Origin of the sequence: Paenibacillus cookii (genome assembly GCF_018333375.1) — a bacterium.
GTDB lineage: Bacteria > Bacillota > Bacilli > Paenibacillales > Paenibacillaceae > Paenibacillus_AQ > Paenibacillus_AQ cookii.
Genome location: NZ_BORW01000014.1, coordinates 35,150 through 47,797 on the forward strand (window position 1 = coordinate 35,150; position 12,648 = coordinate 47,797).

14 protein-coding genes are annotated in these 12,648 nt (G+C 54.5%); 4 read left to right on the plus strand and 10 right to left on the minus strand.

All coding sequences use genetic code 11. The features are described 5' to 3' along the window. Positions 1 to 81: 81 nt before the first annotated feature. The gene (locus KI367_RS14315; RefSeq protein WP_212950453.1) at positions 82 to 618 is read left to right on the plus strand and encodes a YolD-like family protein; all 537 of its coding nucleotides are present in this window, start codon (positions 82 to 84) and stop codon (positions 616 to 618) included. Between the two features lie 55 nt (positions 619 to 673). Here the strand turns inward: KI367_RS14315 and KI367_RS14320 are convergent, their stop codons facing one another. Further along, complete coding sequence (locus tag KI367_RS14320; RefSeq protein ID WP_036711853.1) at positions 674 to 1,054, minus strand: DUF423 domain-containing protein; 381 nt, start codon at positions 1,052 to 1,054, stop codon at positions 674 to 676. Positions 1,055 to 1,227: 173 nt separating this feature from the next. Here KI367_RS14320 and KI367_RS14325 point away from each other — a divergent pair, with 173 nt between their 5' ends. From KI367_RS14325 to KI367_RS14335, 3 genes are read left to right on the plus strand one after another with little or no spacing between them, the layout of a single operon-like run. Then, a complete protein-coding gene (locus KI367_RS14325; protein WP_212950454.1) occupies positions 1,228 to 1,596 on the plus strand; it encodes a hypothetical protein in 369 nt (122 codons plus the stop codon). 5 nt (positions 1,597 to 1,601) lie between these two features. Further along, positions 1,602 to 2,453, plus strand: a complete 852-nt coding sequence (locus KI367_RS14330; protein WP_036711851.1) for a DegV family protein — start codon at positions 1,602 to 1,604, stop codon at positions 2,451 to 2,453. 11 nt (positions 2,454 to 2,464) lie between these two features. Further along, on the plus strand, positions 2,465 to 3,316 hold the full coding sequence (locus KI367_RS14335) for a DegV family protein (protein WP_036711850.1): 852 nt from the start codon (positions 2,465 to 2,467) through the stop codon (positions 3,314 to 3,316). A 146-nt stretch (positions 3,317 to 3,462) separates the two neighbouring features. Here KI367_RS14335 and KI367_RS14340 read toward each other — a convergent pair whose 3' ends face one another. From KI367_RS14340 to KI367_RS14380, 9 genes are all read right to left on the minus strand, one after another. Further along, positions 3,463 to 4,611 carry a phosphodiester glycosidase family protein gene (locus tag KI367_RS14340; RefSeq protein WP_212950456.1) on the minus strand — a complete coding sequence of 383 codons (1,149 nt, stop codon included), beginning with the start codon at positions 4,609 to 4,611 and terminating at the stop codon, positions 3,463 to 3,465. A gap of 220 nt (positions 4,612 to 4,831) precedes the next feature. Next, a complete protein-coding gene (locus KI367_RS14345) occupies positions 4,832 to 5,305 on the minus strand; it encodes a CBS domain-containing protein (RefSeq protein ID WP_212950458.1) in 474 nt (157 codons plus the stop codon). A 13-nt stretch (positions 5,306 to 5,318) separates the two neighbouring features. Then, on the minus strand, positions 5,319 to 6,716 hold the full coding sequence (gene sufB, locus KI367_RS14350) for a Fe-S cluster assembly protein SufB (protein WP_212950459.1): 1,398 nt from the start codon (positions 6,714 to 6,716) through the stop codon (positions 5,319 to 5,321). Between the two features lie 19 nt (positions 6,717 to 6,735). Next, positions 6,736 to 8,028 (minus strand): Fe-S cluster assembly protein SufD, encoded by a 1,293-nt coding sequence (gene sufD / locus KI367_RS14355; RefSeq protein ID WP_212950461.1) that lies wholly within the window; start codon positions 8,026 to 8,028, stop codon positions 6,736 to 6,738. 18 nt (positions 8,029 to 8,046) lie between these two features. Then, positions 8,047 to 8,874, minus strand: coding sequence for a Fe-S cluster assembly ATPase SufC (gene sufC, locus KI367_RS14360; protein ID WP_212950462.1), 828 nt, complete (start codon positions 8,872 to 8,874; stop codon positions 8,047 to 8,049). A 2-nt stretch (positions 8,875 to 8,876) separates the two neighbouring features. Further along, positions 8,877 to 9,374, minus strand: coding sequence for a MarR family transcriptional regulator (locus KI367_RS14365; protein ID WP_212950464.1), 498 nt, complete (start codon positions 9,372 to 9,374; stop codon positions 8,877 to 8,879). Positions 9,375 to 9,783: 409 nt separating this feature from the next. Beyond that, on the minus strand, positions 9,784 to 10,350 hold the full coding sequence (locus tag KI367_RS14370; RefSeq protein WP_212950466.1) for an undecaprenyl-diphosphatase: 567 nt from the start codon (positions 10,348 to 10,350) through the stop codon (positions 9,784 to 9,786). A 243-nt stretch (positions 10,351 to 10,593) separates the two neighbouring features. Then, positions 10,594 to 11,367 carry a delta-lactam-biosynthetic de-N-acetylase gene (gene pdaA / locus KI367_RS14375; protein WP_212950468.1) on the minus strand — a complete coding sequence of 258 codons (774 nt, stop codon included), beginning with the start codon at positions 11,365 to 11,367 and terminating at the stop codon, positions 10,594 to 10,596. A gap of 113 nt (positions 11,368 to 11,480) precedes the next feature. Beyond that, positions 11,481 to 12,575 carry a DUF4349 domain-containing protein gene (locus tag KI367_RS14380; protein ID WP_212950470.1) on the minus strand — a complete coding sequence of 365 codons (1,095 nt, stop codon included), beginning with the start codon at positions 12,573 to 12,575 and terminating at the stop codon, positions 11,481 to 11,483. Positions 12,576 to 12,648: the final 73 nt, after the last annotated feature.

Here is a 12,648-nt window from a genome sequence, read left to right on the forward strand (position 1 = left end):
GGACTATTCACGTTTACGTGTTCATGATATGATTTATTCAGTTTCATACATATTTTTCACATGGTATAGGCTGGGGGAATTATGGAGAATAAACAAAATGTTGAAGAGTCAGGGTATTTGTTTAATGTCGATATCCTGGTCAAAGGCCGTTCGAATGCGCTTGCATTGCAGGCGATGATCGAAATGTTTAACCAATGCGAAAGCATCGCGGACTTCCGGATCAAATCCGGAATGGAGCTTGGCCAGCTGATCGATTCGATGCTTCGGGACAAACGGAAATCCCTTGTTCACAAGTCAGGCGCTTCCGCAGATTTGCCTGTGCCTGACAACAACCGCACTCAAAAAGCAAAGACCGGACAACCGGCGACCAGCCCCAGCTCCCCCGCTGAGAAAAAAACGATTTCCGCGGATTACGGCTCCCAGCTGTATGAATGGATCACGGAATGCATCCGCGACAACCGGCTGACCCGGCTGACGATCAGCCGCGGCGGCACACGGAACAGTATGCCGTGCCGCATATTGAATTTCGACGAAACCAATCAGCTGCTTAACGTCTACCACGTCGACGAGAAGCAGGTCTATTCGTTTAAGCTTAGCGAAATCATTGAGGTCGTCTAATACGAGCAAAGCCCTTGTCCTCCTGTGAACAGGAAGCGCAAGGGCTTTCTTAGTCTTATCGTTTCTTTCGCGACGCCGCATCGGCGATCAGGCATATCCATCCGGCGATGAACGCCACGCCGCCGATCGGCGTAATCGCTCCAAGCTGCTTGATCCCGGTAACGGTCAGCACGTACAAGCTGCCGGAAAAAAGAATGATGCCCGCAAACAAAAGCCAGCCGGCCCAGGCCAATTTTCGCGAATCCCCCCAGATGCCGGCCGCTACCGCGATCAAAATGATGCCAAGCGCATGCGCCATATGGTATTGAACCCCGGTTTCATAAACTTTCATCGCATCTTCGCCGACGATCGGTTCCAGCAAATGGGCACCGAAAGCGCCGATCGCCACGGAGAGCATGGCCATGATCGCGCCGATGATCATAAACTTGCGCTGCATGTGTCGTCTCCACTCCTTCGCTTAGGTTTTGCAGTCTGTCATCATATTACCCGATCCGGTATGCCTTTTCCACCGCTTCCCCGCGCCGAAAGCCTTCGCCCGTCTTGATTTTTGCTTGATAATATGGAAGAGTAAGAAGCATACATATCTATTCACTTAAGGAGAGAAAGAACATGGAACCACACCAGCATCCGCTCCGGCATAAACGGCACTCCGGTCCCGGAATCGCCTCGTTTATCATCAGCCTCGTGTCCATGCTGGCCTATATCATTAGCGTTGGCGCGATGGGGGCCGTTTTCGCCCAAGGCCTCGAGACCGACAGTTCCTGGACCCAGAGCTCGACCACGGGCGTCACGGTCATCACCATGATCCTGATCGGCCTGTTCGCCGCGAATGTCATCGGCGTGATTTTGGGCATCGTCGGGACGATTCTCCGGAACCGCAAAAAAATCTTCGCCGTATTGGGGCTCTCCCTGAACGCCATTATCATTTTCAGTTTTGGCCTGATGTTTGTCGTACTTATGCTAAGAGCAGGAAGGTGACCGAAATGACGAACGTTAAAATTTTTGCCGACAGCACTTGCGACCTGCCCCGGGAGTGGATCCGGGACTACGGGATCGGCCTGATTCCTCTTTATGTCACGTTCGGGGACAAGACCTACAGGGACGGCGTGGACATTAGCGTGGCCGAGCTTTACGCCGAAGTGGACAAAACAGGCAGCTTGCCGAAAACCGCCGCTCCGTCGCCGTCGGACTTCATCCAGGCGTTTACGCCGGACATCGAGGAAGGCCGGGACATCGTGTATATCAGCCTTTCGTCGGAACTGTCCTCCACGTATCAAAACGCGGTGATCGCCGCGGGCGAATTTCCCGACGGAAGGGTGACGGTGGTTGACTCATTAAACCTGTCCACGGGAATCGGGCTTCAGGTGATGAAGGCGGTCAAAGCGGCCGAAGCGGGAAAAAGCGCGCGGGACATCGCCGAATTGGTGCAAAGCGTCAGACCGCTTGTCGAAACCGAATTCGTGATCGATTCGCTGGATTATTTGTATAAGGGCGGAAGATGCTCCGGCATGCAGAATCTCGTCGGCAGCCTGCTGAAAATCCGTCCGGTCATCAAGGTCATCGACGGAAAAATGACCCCGGCCTACAAAGTCCGCGGCAAACGGGAAAAAGCGCTGGAGCAGCTGCTGACTAACGCCCTGGCCAACCGGGACCGGATGGATCAAGATCTCATTTTCGTTACCCATTCGATGGCGGAGGAAGACGCCCGGGAACTCAAACGGATGCTTGAGGAGCGTACCGGCGCCCGCGAAGTCGCCATCTCCGATGCCGGCTGCGTCATTTCCTCCCACTGCGGGGCCAAAACGATCGGGATTTTATATGTAAAGAAAAACTAAGGGAGATGTTCATGTCTAACATCAAAATTTTTACCGACAGCACGAGCGACCTGCCGAAAGCGTGGGTCCAGCAATACGACATCGGAATCATTCCGCTCTATGTCGTTTTCGGGAACGAGCAGCTCCGGGACGGGGTGGACATTACGCCGGCCGAACTGTATGAGCGGGTGTCACGGGGCGGAAGCCTGCCGAAGACGGCCGCCCCTTCTCCTGCGGATTTCATGGCTGCATTCGAGCCGCATGTCAACCAAGGGGAATCGATTTTGTATATCAGCTTGTCCTCCGCATTATCGGCGACCTATCAGAATGCTTTGATCGCGGCGGGCGAATTTCCGGAAGCTTCGATCCGCGTCGTGGACTCGTTGAACCTTTCCAGCGCGATCGGCCTCCTGGTCATGAAAGCGGTGTTTGCCGCCCGGGAGGGAAAAAGCCTCGACGAGGTCGTAAAGCTGCTCGAAGCCGTACGGCCCCAGGTGGAATCCGAGTTTGTCATCGACACGCTCGAATATTTGTATAAAGGCGGCCGCTGCTCCGGCGTGCAAAATTTGCTGGGAAGCCTGCTGAACATCCGCCCTGTCATCAAGGTGATTGACGGAAAAATGACCCCCGCCTACAAGGTAAGGGGCAAAAAGGAAAAAGCGACGAATCAAATGCTGCAAAACGCCTTGGAAAAAAGCGGCCTGATGGATAACGACCTGATCGTGGTCGTCCACTCCTTTGCCGAAGACGAAGCGCTCCGGCTGCAAAAGGTGCTCCAGGAAAACACGAACGCCCGCGAAGTGGCGCTTTCCACGGCGGGCTGCGTCATCTCCAGCCACTGCGGCCCGAAAACGATCGGCATCATGTACTCCAAAAAAGCTTAATGCCATCATCTTCCTTTCCTATTTTCACGCCAGCATCCACGCCGGCATCGCATGGACCTATACGCATACGATAAAAGGACAGCCCTCAGGCTGTCCTTTATTCTGCCGTTCAACAAAACCAGGCTGGGGCCGCATGCAGCAACGGCTTACTTTTTCCCGGGATCGATGTCCTTCGGATTCAAACCGGCCCAAATGTTCGGGATGTTCGCTTCTTCCGGATGCTCGAACACGAGGAAAGCGGTCGGCAAATACCGCTCCCCGTATTCGGACGAAGGCCGGTTCACGATTTCGTTGTCCTTCACGAGCACCGTCGATGAACCGCCGTCCAGGTTGGCGGCGATCACGGCTCCGCGCTTCAGCATGATTTGCTGCACGTCGTACAAATTCGCTCCGATGCTGTAGGTCGGCTGGCGGCCGTCGATGACGACGAACAGGATGGCACCGTCGGCCCGCTGTCCCATCGCCGTCCGCGGCGCAATGCCCCAACCCTCTTTCGCATTCCGGATCAGCCCTTTGCCGTTGACGATGATCCGCGGCTGAAAGGTTACCGCCTCCTTGATCCCCATGTCGTTCAGCTCTTTCAAGGAATAATGGCCGGCAACCATCTTGCCGTTTTGGTCGATACCCACGACCTGGGTCGATTTGCTGTTTCCGAGGCCGTTGTAATAAAGCTTGCCCTGGGAAATGACGATCCCGATCGGCTTAAATCCGTTTCCTTTCCAATTCGGATCGGCGAAACCTCCAGCGTTTACGCCGGCAACTGCGCCGGTTCGTTTCACCATGCTCGACACTTTTTCGCCTTTCCCCCGGGCATGCGGCACGCCGAGGCGTATTTTCGTCGGATCGTTGACGGTCATGACGTAGCCGTGGTAGCCTTTGCCGGAAATCTCCTCGATTTCGACTAGCGGCTTTTTATGCACGGCCGCCTCCGGGCTTTCCGAAGAAGCCGGCTCCGGAACCGGCAGATGGATCTGGTGCGTATCTTTTTCCTCGCCCATCGATTCGAAGCGTTGGTTGTATTCGGCGACCCTCCGGTCCAGCTCGGCCTGCCCGATGATATATTTGGCCCAATGCCGGTGCTGCGTCGTGATGAGCGTGTCCGCCATCAGGAACCGGTATTCGTTGCCGCTCGGCGTCAAGAATAACCAGCCGGCTCCAAGCGCTCCCGCAATCAGCACGGTCCATACGAAACGGGAAAGGAACCACCCGAATCCTTTTTTACGTTTTTTGCGCTTTTTATGCTTATAGGATTGTTGTCTGACGGTAGATCTTTTGGGCAATGAAGCTTGGTCCATCGTCTGTGATCCTCCATTTTTCTGCAAGCTTTGAAAATAAGACGTATCCTTTCACTAAAAAGTTACATCTTCCGCCAAGAAAATCTGCAAGAAAAAACCAACCCTTTTTTCAGGATTGGCGTGAAAATGCGATTTTTATATAAGTGCTATAAAATAGTCAGCTTCTCGGCGGCCGGCACCCGCTCCTGCAATCGAGGAACGTCTTCGTAAAACCCGAGGTTCAGTGTGCTGGCGGCTCGACGCATGTGCAACGAAGGATATCGTACGGACTTACCTTCCCTGCCAGAATGCCGTTTTTTTCGACGAGCAGCGAATGGGCATGAACCCGGCCCATAAGAGCGGCCGCTTCGTCAAGCTCCGAGCCGAACCGGATGACCGGCGCTTGGCGGGCAGCGATATCCATGACGTTGCAATCCATTAATCGATGCAGCTTCCGGTCCATGTCCTCATCGTCGAGCAGCGCCGCATAAGGGAACAAGACGCTGCACATCAGCGCCGGCACGATCACCGGGCCCGTTCTGCCGATCCGCTTCATAATCTCCCGCGCGGTGATCCATCCGACGATTTCATTGCGGTCGTTCACGACCGGAAGCTCGCCTATTTGATAGAGCAAAAAACGTTCCAGAACGTCTCTGATCCGTTCGCTCTCCTTCACTTTCACAACATCCCGAACGATAATATCCGATACCAACATAGGCCGCCCTCTTTTACCCGATAGAACCTTCCATCTCAAATTTGATCAGCCGGTTCATTTCCACCGCGTATTCCATCGGCAGCTCCTTCGTGAACGGCTCGATGAAGCCCATGACGATCATCTGCGTCGCCTCCGCTTCGCTGAGGCCCCGGCTCATCAAATAAAACAGCTGGTCCTCGGAAACCTTGGATACGGTTGCCTCATGCTCAAGCGTAATATTATCGTTTTTGATTTCGTTGTACGGGATCGTGTCGGAAGTCGACTCTTTGTCGAGAATCAACGTATCGCATTTGACGTTCGATTTGGAACCCTCGCTGTTGCGGCCGAAGGAAGCAAGGCCCCGGTAGGTCACTTTGCCGCCGTGTTTGCTGATCGATTTGGAAATGATGGTCGACGTGGTGTCCGGCGCAAGATGGTACATTTTCGCTCCGGCGTCCTGATGCTGGTTTTTGCCCGCAACGGCGATCGACAGCACGGAACCTTTCGCGCCGCGGCCTTTCAGAAGCACCGACGGATATTTCATCGTCAGCTTGGAGCCGATGTTGCCGTCCACCCATTCCATATTCGCGTTTTCTTCCGCAACGGCGCGTTTCGTCACCAGGTTGTAAATGTTCGGCGCCCAGTTTTGGATCGTCGTATACCGCGCGCGTGAATTTTTCCGGCAGATGATTTCCACCACGGCGCTGTGCAAAGAATTCGTGCTGTAGATCGGCGCGGTACAGCCTTCCACGTAGTGCACGAAGCTGTCTTCGTCCGCGATGATCAGCGTGCGTTCGAACTGTCCCATATTTTCCGAGTTGATCCGGAAGTAAGCCTGCAGCGGCACCTCGCATCTGACGCCTTTCGGCACATAAACGAAGCTGCCGCCGGACCAGACGGCGCTGTTCAGCGCGGCGAACTTGTTGTCGCTCGGAGGAACGACCGTCGCAAAATATGTTTTGAACAGCTCGGGGTGCTCGCGCAGCGCGGTATCGGTATCCGTAAAAATGACGCCCTGCTCTTCCAGCTCTTTTTTCATGCTGTGGTATACCACTTCGGATTCGTATTGCGCGGAAACGCCCGCAAGGTATTTTTGCTCCGCTTCGGGAATCCCCAGCTTGTCGAAGGTCTCCTTGATTTCGGAAGGAACCTCCTCCCAGGTTTTCCCCTGGCGCTCGGCCGGTTTCACGTAATAATGGATATCGTCGAAATCCAGGTCGTTCAGGTTCCCGCCCCATTGCGGCACGGGCATCGCCAAAAATTGCTCCAGCGCCTTCAAGCGGAAATCGCGCATCCACGCAGGCTCTCCTTTCATCTCCGAAATGGCGGCGACGACGTCGCGGCTCAGCCCTTTGGCCGTTTGAAAGACGGATTGGTGCGCATCCTTGAAGCCGTATTTATAATCATCCAATTCAGGCATTTGTTTAGCCATGTTCCATTCCCTCCTTTGTTCAAGCCTGTCCAAGCTTGCGTTCCGCCAGCGACTGCAGCCGGTCCCGCAAACGGTCGTTCGGAATTTCCGAAATGACGGGAGCGAGGAATCCATAAACGATCAGCCGCTCGGCTTCCGCCCGGGCAATGCCGCGGGACATCAAATAAAAGATCTGTTCCGGATTCACCTGCCCGACGCTGGCGGCATGCCCTGCCTGCACGTCGTCTTCGTCGATCAGCAAAATCGGATTGGCGTCGCCGCGGGCCTTCGGACTCAGCATCAGCACTTTTTCGGTCTGCTGGCCGTTGGTGCCGCTCGCCCCTTTTTCGATTTTCGTGATGCCGTTAATGATCGCCGTCGCGTCTTCGCGCATCACGGCGCGGGTCACCATGTCGCTTGTGGAAAATTGCCCGATATGCACCGCGCGGGTGGTCAAATTCATGTGCTGCCCGCCCGCTCCGACGCAGATCACTTTGGCGTCCGAATCCGCGCCGTTCCCTTGAAGAATCGATGCGGTGTCCGCCATGGCGTTGCCGGCGTTCATCTCGCCGACGACCCAGCGGATGCGGCCGTCCGCTTCGACATGCGCGCGGCGGTAGGTCATGTCCGTCACTTGCTTGCCAAGGCCCCGCACGGACGCGACATGGACCTCGGCTCCGCGTTTGACGAACACCTCCATGATCCCGAATTGGTCATGCTTGCGGCTCACCGCGGACACCGCGCTTTCGACGAAGGTCACCGAACTGTTTTCTTCCGCCACGATCAACACATGCGGCATAAAGCAGGCTTCTTCGTCATCCAACAGGAACAGCGCCTGCAGCGGCTGCTCGACTTGGACGTTTTTCGGAACGTAAAGGAATGCCCCTCCGCTCCACAGCGCGGCATGAATGGCCGTCATCCGGTTTTCGTCCGCCCGGACGGCCTGCATCAAATACGGCTTGACAAGCTCCGGATATTCCCGCACCGCCTGTTCGAGGCCGGTAAAAATAACGCCTTTTCCCCTGAGCTCCTCGGCGAGCCGTTGAAACTCGATCCCGGAGTTGCGCTGCACAAGCGCATTATCCGAATCGATCCATTCCGAAGTCGCTCCTTCTGCGTCCTTCAAGGAATCGCGTTGCGCCGGGCGTCTGATCTCGCCGAACGTTCCCAAATTCCATCTTTCGATGTTCGTTTTCTCAAGCTTAGGGAGCGGCAGCTCCTCCGCCAGCCGAAAACCTTGCTCCCGAATCGCCGTCACCCATTCCGGCTCCTGGTCCGCGCGGAAGGATTCAAGCACCTGATTCCGGTCCACAGACATCATGATCGTATTCATTTTCGATTCCTCCAGCATCTATCGGATTTTTGGACCCGTCGTGTTCATCGGCATTTGAAACGCGTCCTCGTCTTGCCCGACTGTCTCGTCTTCGATGCCGAGCTCCTCCTTCACCCATTCGTAACCTTCCGCTTCCAGCCGCTGCGCCAGCTCGGGCCCGCCGGATTTGACGATTCTGCCTTGCATCATGATATGGACAAAATCGGGCGTAATATAGTCCAGCAGCCGCTGATAGTGCGTGATGATCAGAAACCCGCGGTCCGCGCTGCGCAGCGAATTGACGCCTTGGGCGACGATGCGGAGCGCATCGATGTCCAGACCCGAATCGATTTCGTCGAGAATCGTGATTTTCGGCTGCAGCATCATCATCTGCAAAATCTCGTTCCGTTTTTTCTCGCCGCCGGAGAACCCCTCGTTCAAATAACGGTGCATAAACTCGGGGTTCATCTCCAACGTCTTCATGTTGGCTTCCATCAGGCGGATGAACTTCATCAGGGAAATCTCATTTCCCTCCCCGCGCCCTGCATTGATGGCGCTGCGCATGAAATCGGAGTTGGTCACGCCCGTAATTTCGCTTGGATACTGCATCGCGAGAAACAAACCTGCCCGTCCGCGCTCATCGACGTCCATTTCGAGCAAATCCTCCCCGTTCAAAGTCACGGATCCGCCCAACACCTCATATTTGGGATGTCCCATCAGCGTCGAGGCCAGCGTGCTTTTCCCGGTTCCGTTCGGTCCCATGACCGCATGAATTTCGCCGCCCCGCACTTCGAGGCTCAGTCCCTTCAAAATTTCCTTTCCCTCAACGGATGCCCGCAGCTGATCAATTCGCAGTGTCGTGTTCATATTTACATCTCCTTCTGAATGGCGTTTTCCACTTCGTTTACGGCGTCTTCAAAAAATATTCTGATGAAATCGAGCTCGGCTCCGGAATAACGGCTAAGAAAACGGTTAAACCGTTCTTCCCCGGCGCGGTGCATCTTATCATGCAATTCATAAAGCTTTTTCCCTTTCGGCGTCAGGTGAAAATAAATTTCCTTCTTGTTGTCGGGCATGCGCGCCCGCGTAATGAAACCGTGATCCACCAGCTTGGCGCTGATCTTGGTAATGCTCGCCTTGGACAATTCCATGCGTTCCGCAATCGCGGTATTGTTAATGGGTTCGTGTTTGCCGATGCAGTCGACGACGTGAATGCTCGTGACGCTGTCCGGGCAATCCGTAATCCCGCACGCCCGGGCTTGTTCAGCCAAATTGGCATGTTCCTGGCTTTCGTATTCTTCCGTCAAATGAATGAATTTCCAGTGCAGTCCGAAAATGGCCTTTTTTAGATCATCGGCATGCTCCACGTTCACTACGGCTCCTTTCCTTGATCAAAACCACCCCGCAACCTTTCGGCCCGTCTTCCAATTTCATCAAAATATGGTTTACCGGGTAACGATTTCAGTTTAACATTATTGATAATGATTATCAATATCAATAATGTTCTTTTTTAAAATAATCATTTTTCCTTTGTTTACACGGATGTTCCCGTTATCATTCATTCCCAGTTACAGAAACTGATAATCATTATCAAATAAATAATCATTTCTCAGCCCCAGATTAACCTTGCGTTATTCCTTTAGCTTTACCTAGTCCCTAGCTGCCGCAAGAAACGAAAAAAGCCGCTAACGGCGCACACGGCGCGATTAACGGCTTTCCTTCTGAATAGATATGCTTTTTTCGCGGCTGTTTGCCTTATTTGCTCCGTCGCTGCCCTTACCGTGAATAGTTGCCGGGGAACGTCCGCCACGAGCCGAAACGTCTGCTCCAAACCAGCTTATCGAACAGCTTGTAAACGACGGCCGACACGACGATGGCAATGATGGCGCCGCTGATGACGTCCGTCGGGTAATGGACGCCGTTCCAGATCCGGGAAAAGCCGATCAAGGCAGCGAGAAGCAGCCAGAAGGCCCCGTCCTTTTTGCGGCAGAGGAAAATCGAAAACGCGATGACAAAAGAACCGATCGAATGATTGCTCGGGAACGACGCATTGGCCGCATGCTCGATCATTTGATGCACGTGATGGGCGACGAACGGACGATCCCGGTAAAATAAATGGCCGAGAACATAGCCGATCCCGAAAGCGACGAAGGCGGAAACAAGCGCCTGTACGACCATTCTCCGGTCCGTTCCCCTCCGGGTAAAGCAATACACGATCACGGCCAAATAAAACAGATATTCCGCATCTTCCGATAAAAAGCGCATGATTGCGTCCAAGGCCGGGAAACTGCCAGCCGCATTGTTGATCCAGCTGAACAGCGAGTAGTCCCATGATTGCAGCAAAAAAATCCTCTCCTTCCTTTTGCGGCAGCTCATACGGTGAAACATTTGTGCCTACCAAAGTTTTTGCACGTTGTCCAGTATAATGGATCCCGCCCGTTTAAGACAAATCCTGCCCGCAACCTAAGCGGCTTAAGCCGTCCTGGAACACGCCGTTCCTCCGGCCGGACCGTCGCTTTCAATCCGGCGCCATGCACAAAAAAGCATCCCCTTTCGGGAATGCTTTTTAATCTAACTCGCGTTGAATCAGTAGGTTTTCACTTTAAGCGCATCCAGGCTTTTGAACTCGTAGCCTTGCTGCCGCGCCCCGTCGATGATTCTTCCCAAAGCCTCCGTGTTGTCTCGGGAGATGGAATGCAGCAAAATGACCGCCCCCGGATGCAGCTGGGCCATCACCTGCCTGTAGGCATGGTCTGCGCCTCGCTGGTCGTTCACGTCCCAATCCTTATAGGCCACCGACCAAAATACGCTGACGTAACCTTCCTGGCGGCTTACCGCCAACGCGCGATCGTTAAAAATGCCCCGCGGCGGGCGGAGGAAGTTCATGGCCTGCCGCCCGGTCGTGGCCGCTACGGCATCCTTTACCCTCTTCAGTTCTTCTTTGAGCTTGGCGTCCGAGATCTGCGTCAGGTCGGGGTGGGACCAGGAATGGTTGCCGATCAGGTGCCCTTCCGCCGCCATCCGTTTCACCAGCTCGGGTTTATCCTCGACGTAATGGCCTGTCAGAAAGAAAATGGCCGGGACGTTTTTTTCCTTCAGCACATCCAAAATTTTAGGCGTAAACCCGTTTTCGTAGCCGTTGTCGAACGTCAGGTACAGCTCCTTGCGGGAAGTGTCGCCCAAAAATATCGCTTCGTTTTTCTGCAATACTTCCTTGAAGCCTTCTTCGTTAATGGAAGGAAGCTGGCCGTTTTTGCTTTTTTTGAAGCCGAAATGGTAAGGACCGTCCGCCGACGCGGTTTGCTGGTAGCCGCAGCACAGCAGCAAAACCGCAGCCAATGCGATCACAAAACGCTTCACGTGGATATCACCTCTCCATCCAAAAATGGACTCAATTTGCAAACTAGAGGTAATATGCCACAATGCAGGCCAAGTTATGTGCGTTTTTGGCGAATTGCGGCTTGCTTTTCCTGTTATTCGTCTTTCCTGCCTTCTTCCCCGTTCTCCGGGCCTTCGTGATGTCCCGGAGCGGCAGCCCCTCCGTTATTGATCAGCTTGCGCTTTCGGGCCGCCTCTTCCCGTTTCCGCTGCCCCGATTTTCGCGCCAGCCAAAGGATGAGCAGAACGATCGCCGCGATGACCAGGACGGGAAGCGATCCGAACAGGATGACGATGATCCATTGGGCGATGATTGCGATCACGTCGACGCTGCCCTGAAAAGCTTCGGAAATGCGCTGCCCGAGCGGGGCTTGAACGGCGGACGCTTTCGGGTCCTCCTTTTTATGGGGCGTCTCGTAAAGCCTGATTTCGACCGTGGAATAAGCCACGTTTTGGTCAATGTAACGCATGCGGCCTTTCATTTGCTCGATTTCCGCCTGGATGCGCTCCAGCTCGTTGGCAAAAGCGACAAGGTCGGTCGTTTTGGTCGCTTTTTTCATGAAAGCAACGTATTGCTCCTCCATGATTTGCTTGGCCTTGAGCCTCGATTCCAGATCGACGTATTCCTCCGTGACGTCCTGCCCTTCGATGCTTCGCTGCAGGTTTTCGTGCCCGATGTTCTCCAGCCGGCTTAAAAAGGAGGAGAAACCGTTTGCAGGAACTTTGACGATAAACGTGCCGCCTTTTTCGCTGGCGGATTGGGTCTCGCTGAAATTGACGATATAACCGCCGGAAAGCGTCACCGCGTTCCGGACTTCCGACTGCGCCTTTCCATAATCCTGAATCTCCATCACGATGTTCGCTTTGTACATCAGCTTTTTGTTCAGGCCGCTCGACAGATCCTGCGAGTTAAAGCCTGCGCCCGAAACCTGAGCCGGCGAAGGCGCATTCGTCAGCTTGGCATCCGCGGAAGCCGGTTCTTCGGCGCTGTTGTTGCCCGCAGCCTCCGCTTCGCTTGCGGATTCCGCCGCTTTCCCTTCGCGTGGCGCATCCGCCCTGTCCGCCGAGGAAGCTTGGCTGTTGACCGACGCCGCATCTCCCGCGCTTTTGTCTTGCGCCCCCGACGAACAACCGCTGACCAACAACGCGATCAACAGCAATGCAGCGATCCATGACCCCCGATTCCTCATACCTAATCCCCCTTGAAGATGGATGAATTCCATTTTATCTACTAACGGTCCCATGATCTGGAAGGTTGCAGGC

Bases quoted from the DNA above. Each gene is read 5' to 3' on its own strand.
- KI367_RS14315 (WP_212950453.1), top strand. From the start codon at position 82: ATGGAGAATAAACAAAATGTTGAAGAGTCAGGGTATTTGTTTAATGTC.
- KI367_RS14320 (WP_036711853.1), bottom strand. From the start codon at position 1,054: ATGCAGCGCAAGTTTATGATCATCGGCGCGATCATGGCCATGCTCTCC.
- KI367_RS14325 (WP_212950454.1), top strand. From the start codon at position 1,228: ATGGAACCACACCAGCATCCGCTCCGGCATAAACGGCACTCCGGTCCC.
- KI367_RS14330 (WP_036711851.1), top strand. From the start codon at position 1,602: ATGACGAACGTTAAAATTTTTGCCGACAGCACTTGCGACCTGCCCCGG.
- KI367_RS14335 (WP_036711850.1), top strand. From the start codon at position 2,465: ATGTCTAACATCAAAATTTTTACCGACAGCACGAGCGACCTGCCGAAA.
- KI367_RS14340 (WP_212950456.1), bottom strand. From the start codon at position 4,611: ATGGACCAAGCTTCATTGCCCAAAAGATCTACCGTCAGACAACAATCC.
- KI367_RS14345 (WP_212950458.1), bottom strand. From the start codon at position 5,305: ATGTTGGTATCGGATATTATCGTTCGGGATGTTGTGAAAGTGAAGGAG.
- sufB (WP_212950459.1), bottom strand. From the start codon at position 6,716: ATGGCTAAACAAATGCCTGAATTGGATGATTATAAATACGGCTTCAAG.
- sufD (WP_212950461.1), bottom strand. From the start codon at position 8,028: ATGAATACGATCATGATGTCTGTGGACCGGAATCAGGTGCTTGAATCC.
- sufC (WP_212950462.1), bottom strand. From the start codon at position 8,874: ATGAACACGACACTGCGAATTGATCAGCTGCGGGCATCCGTTGAGGGA.
- KI367_RS14380 (WP_212950470.1), bottom strand. From the start codon at position 12,575: ATGAGGAATCGGGGGTCATGGATCGCTGCATTGCTGTTGATCGCGTTG.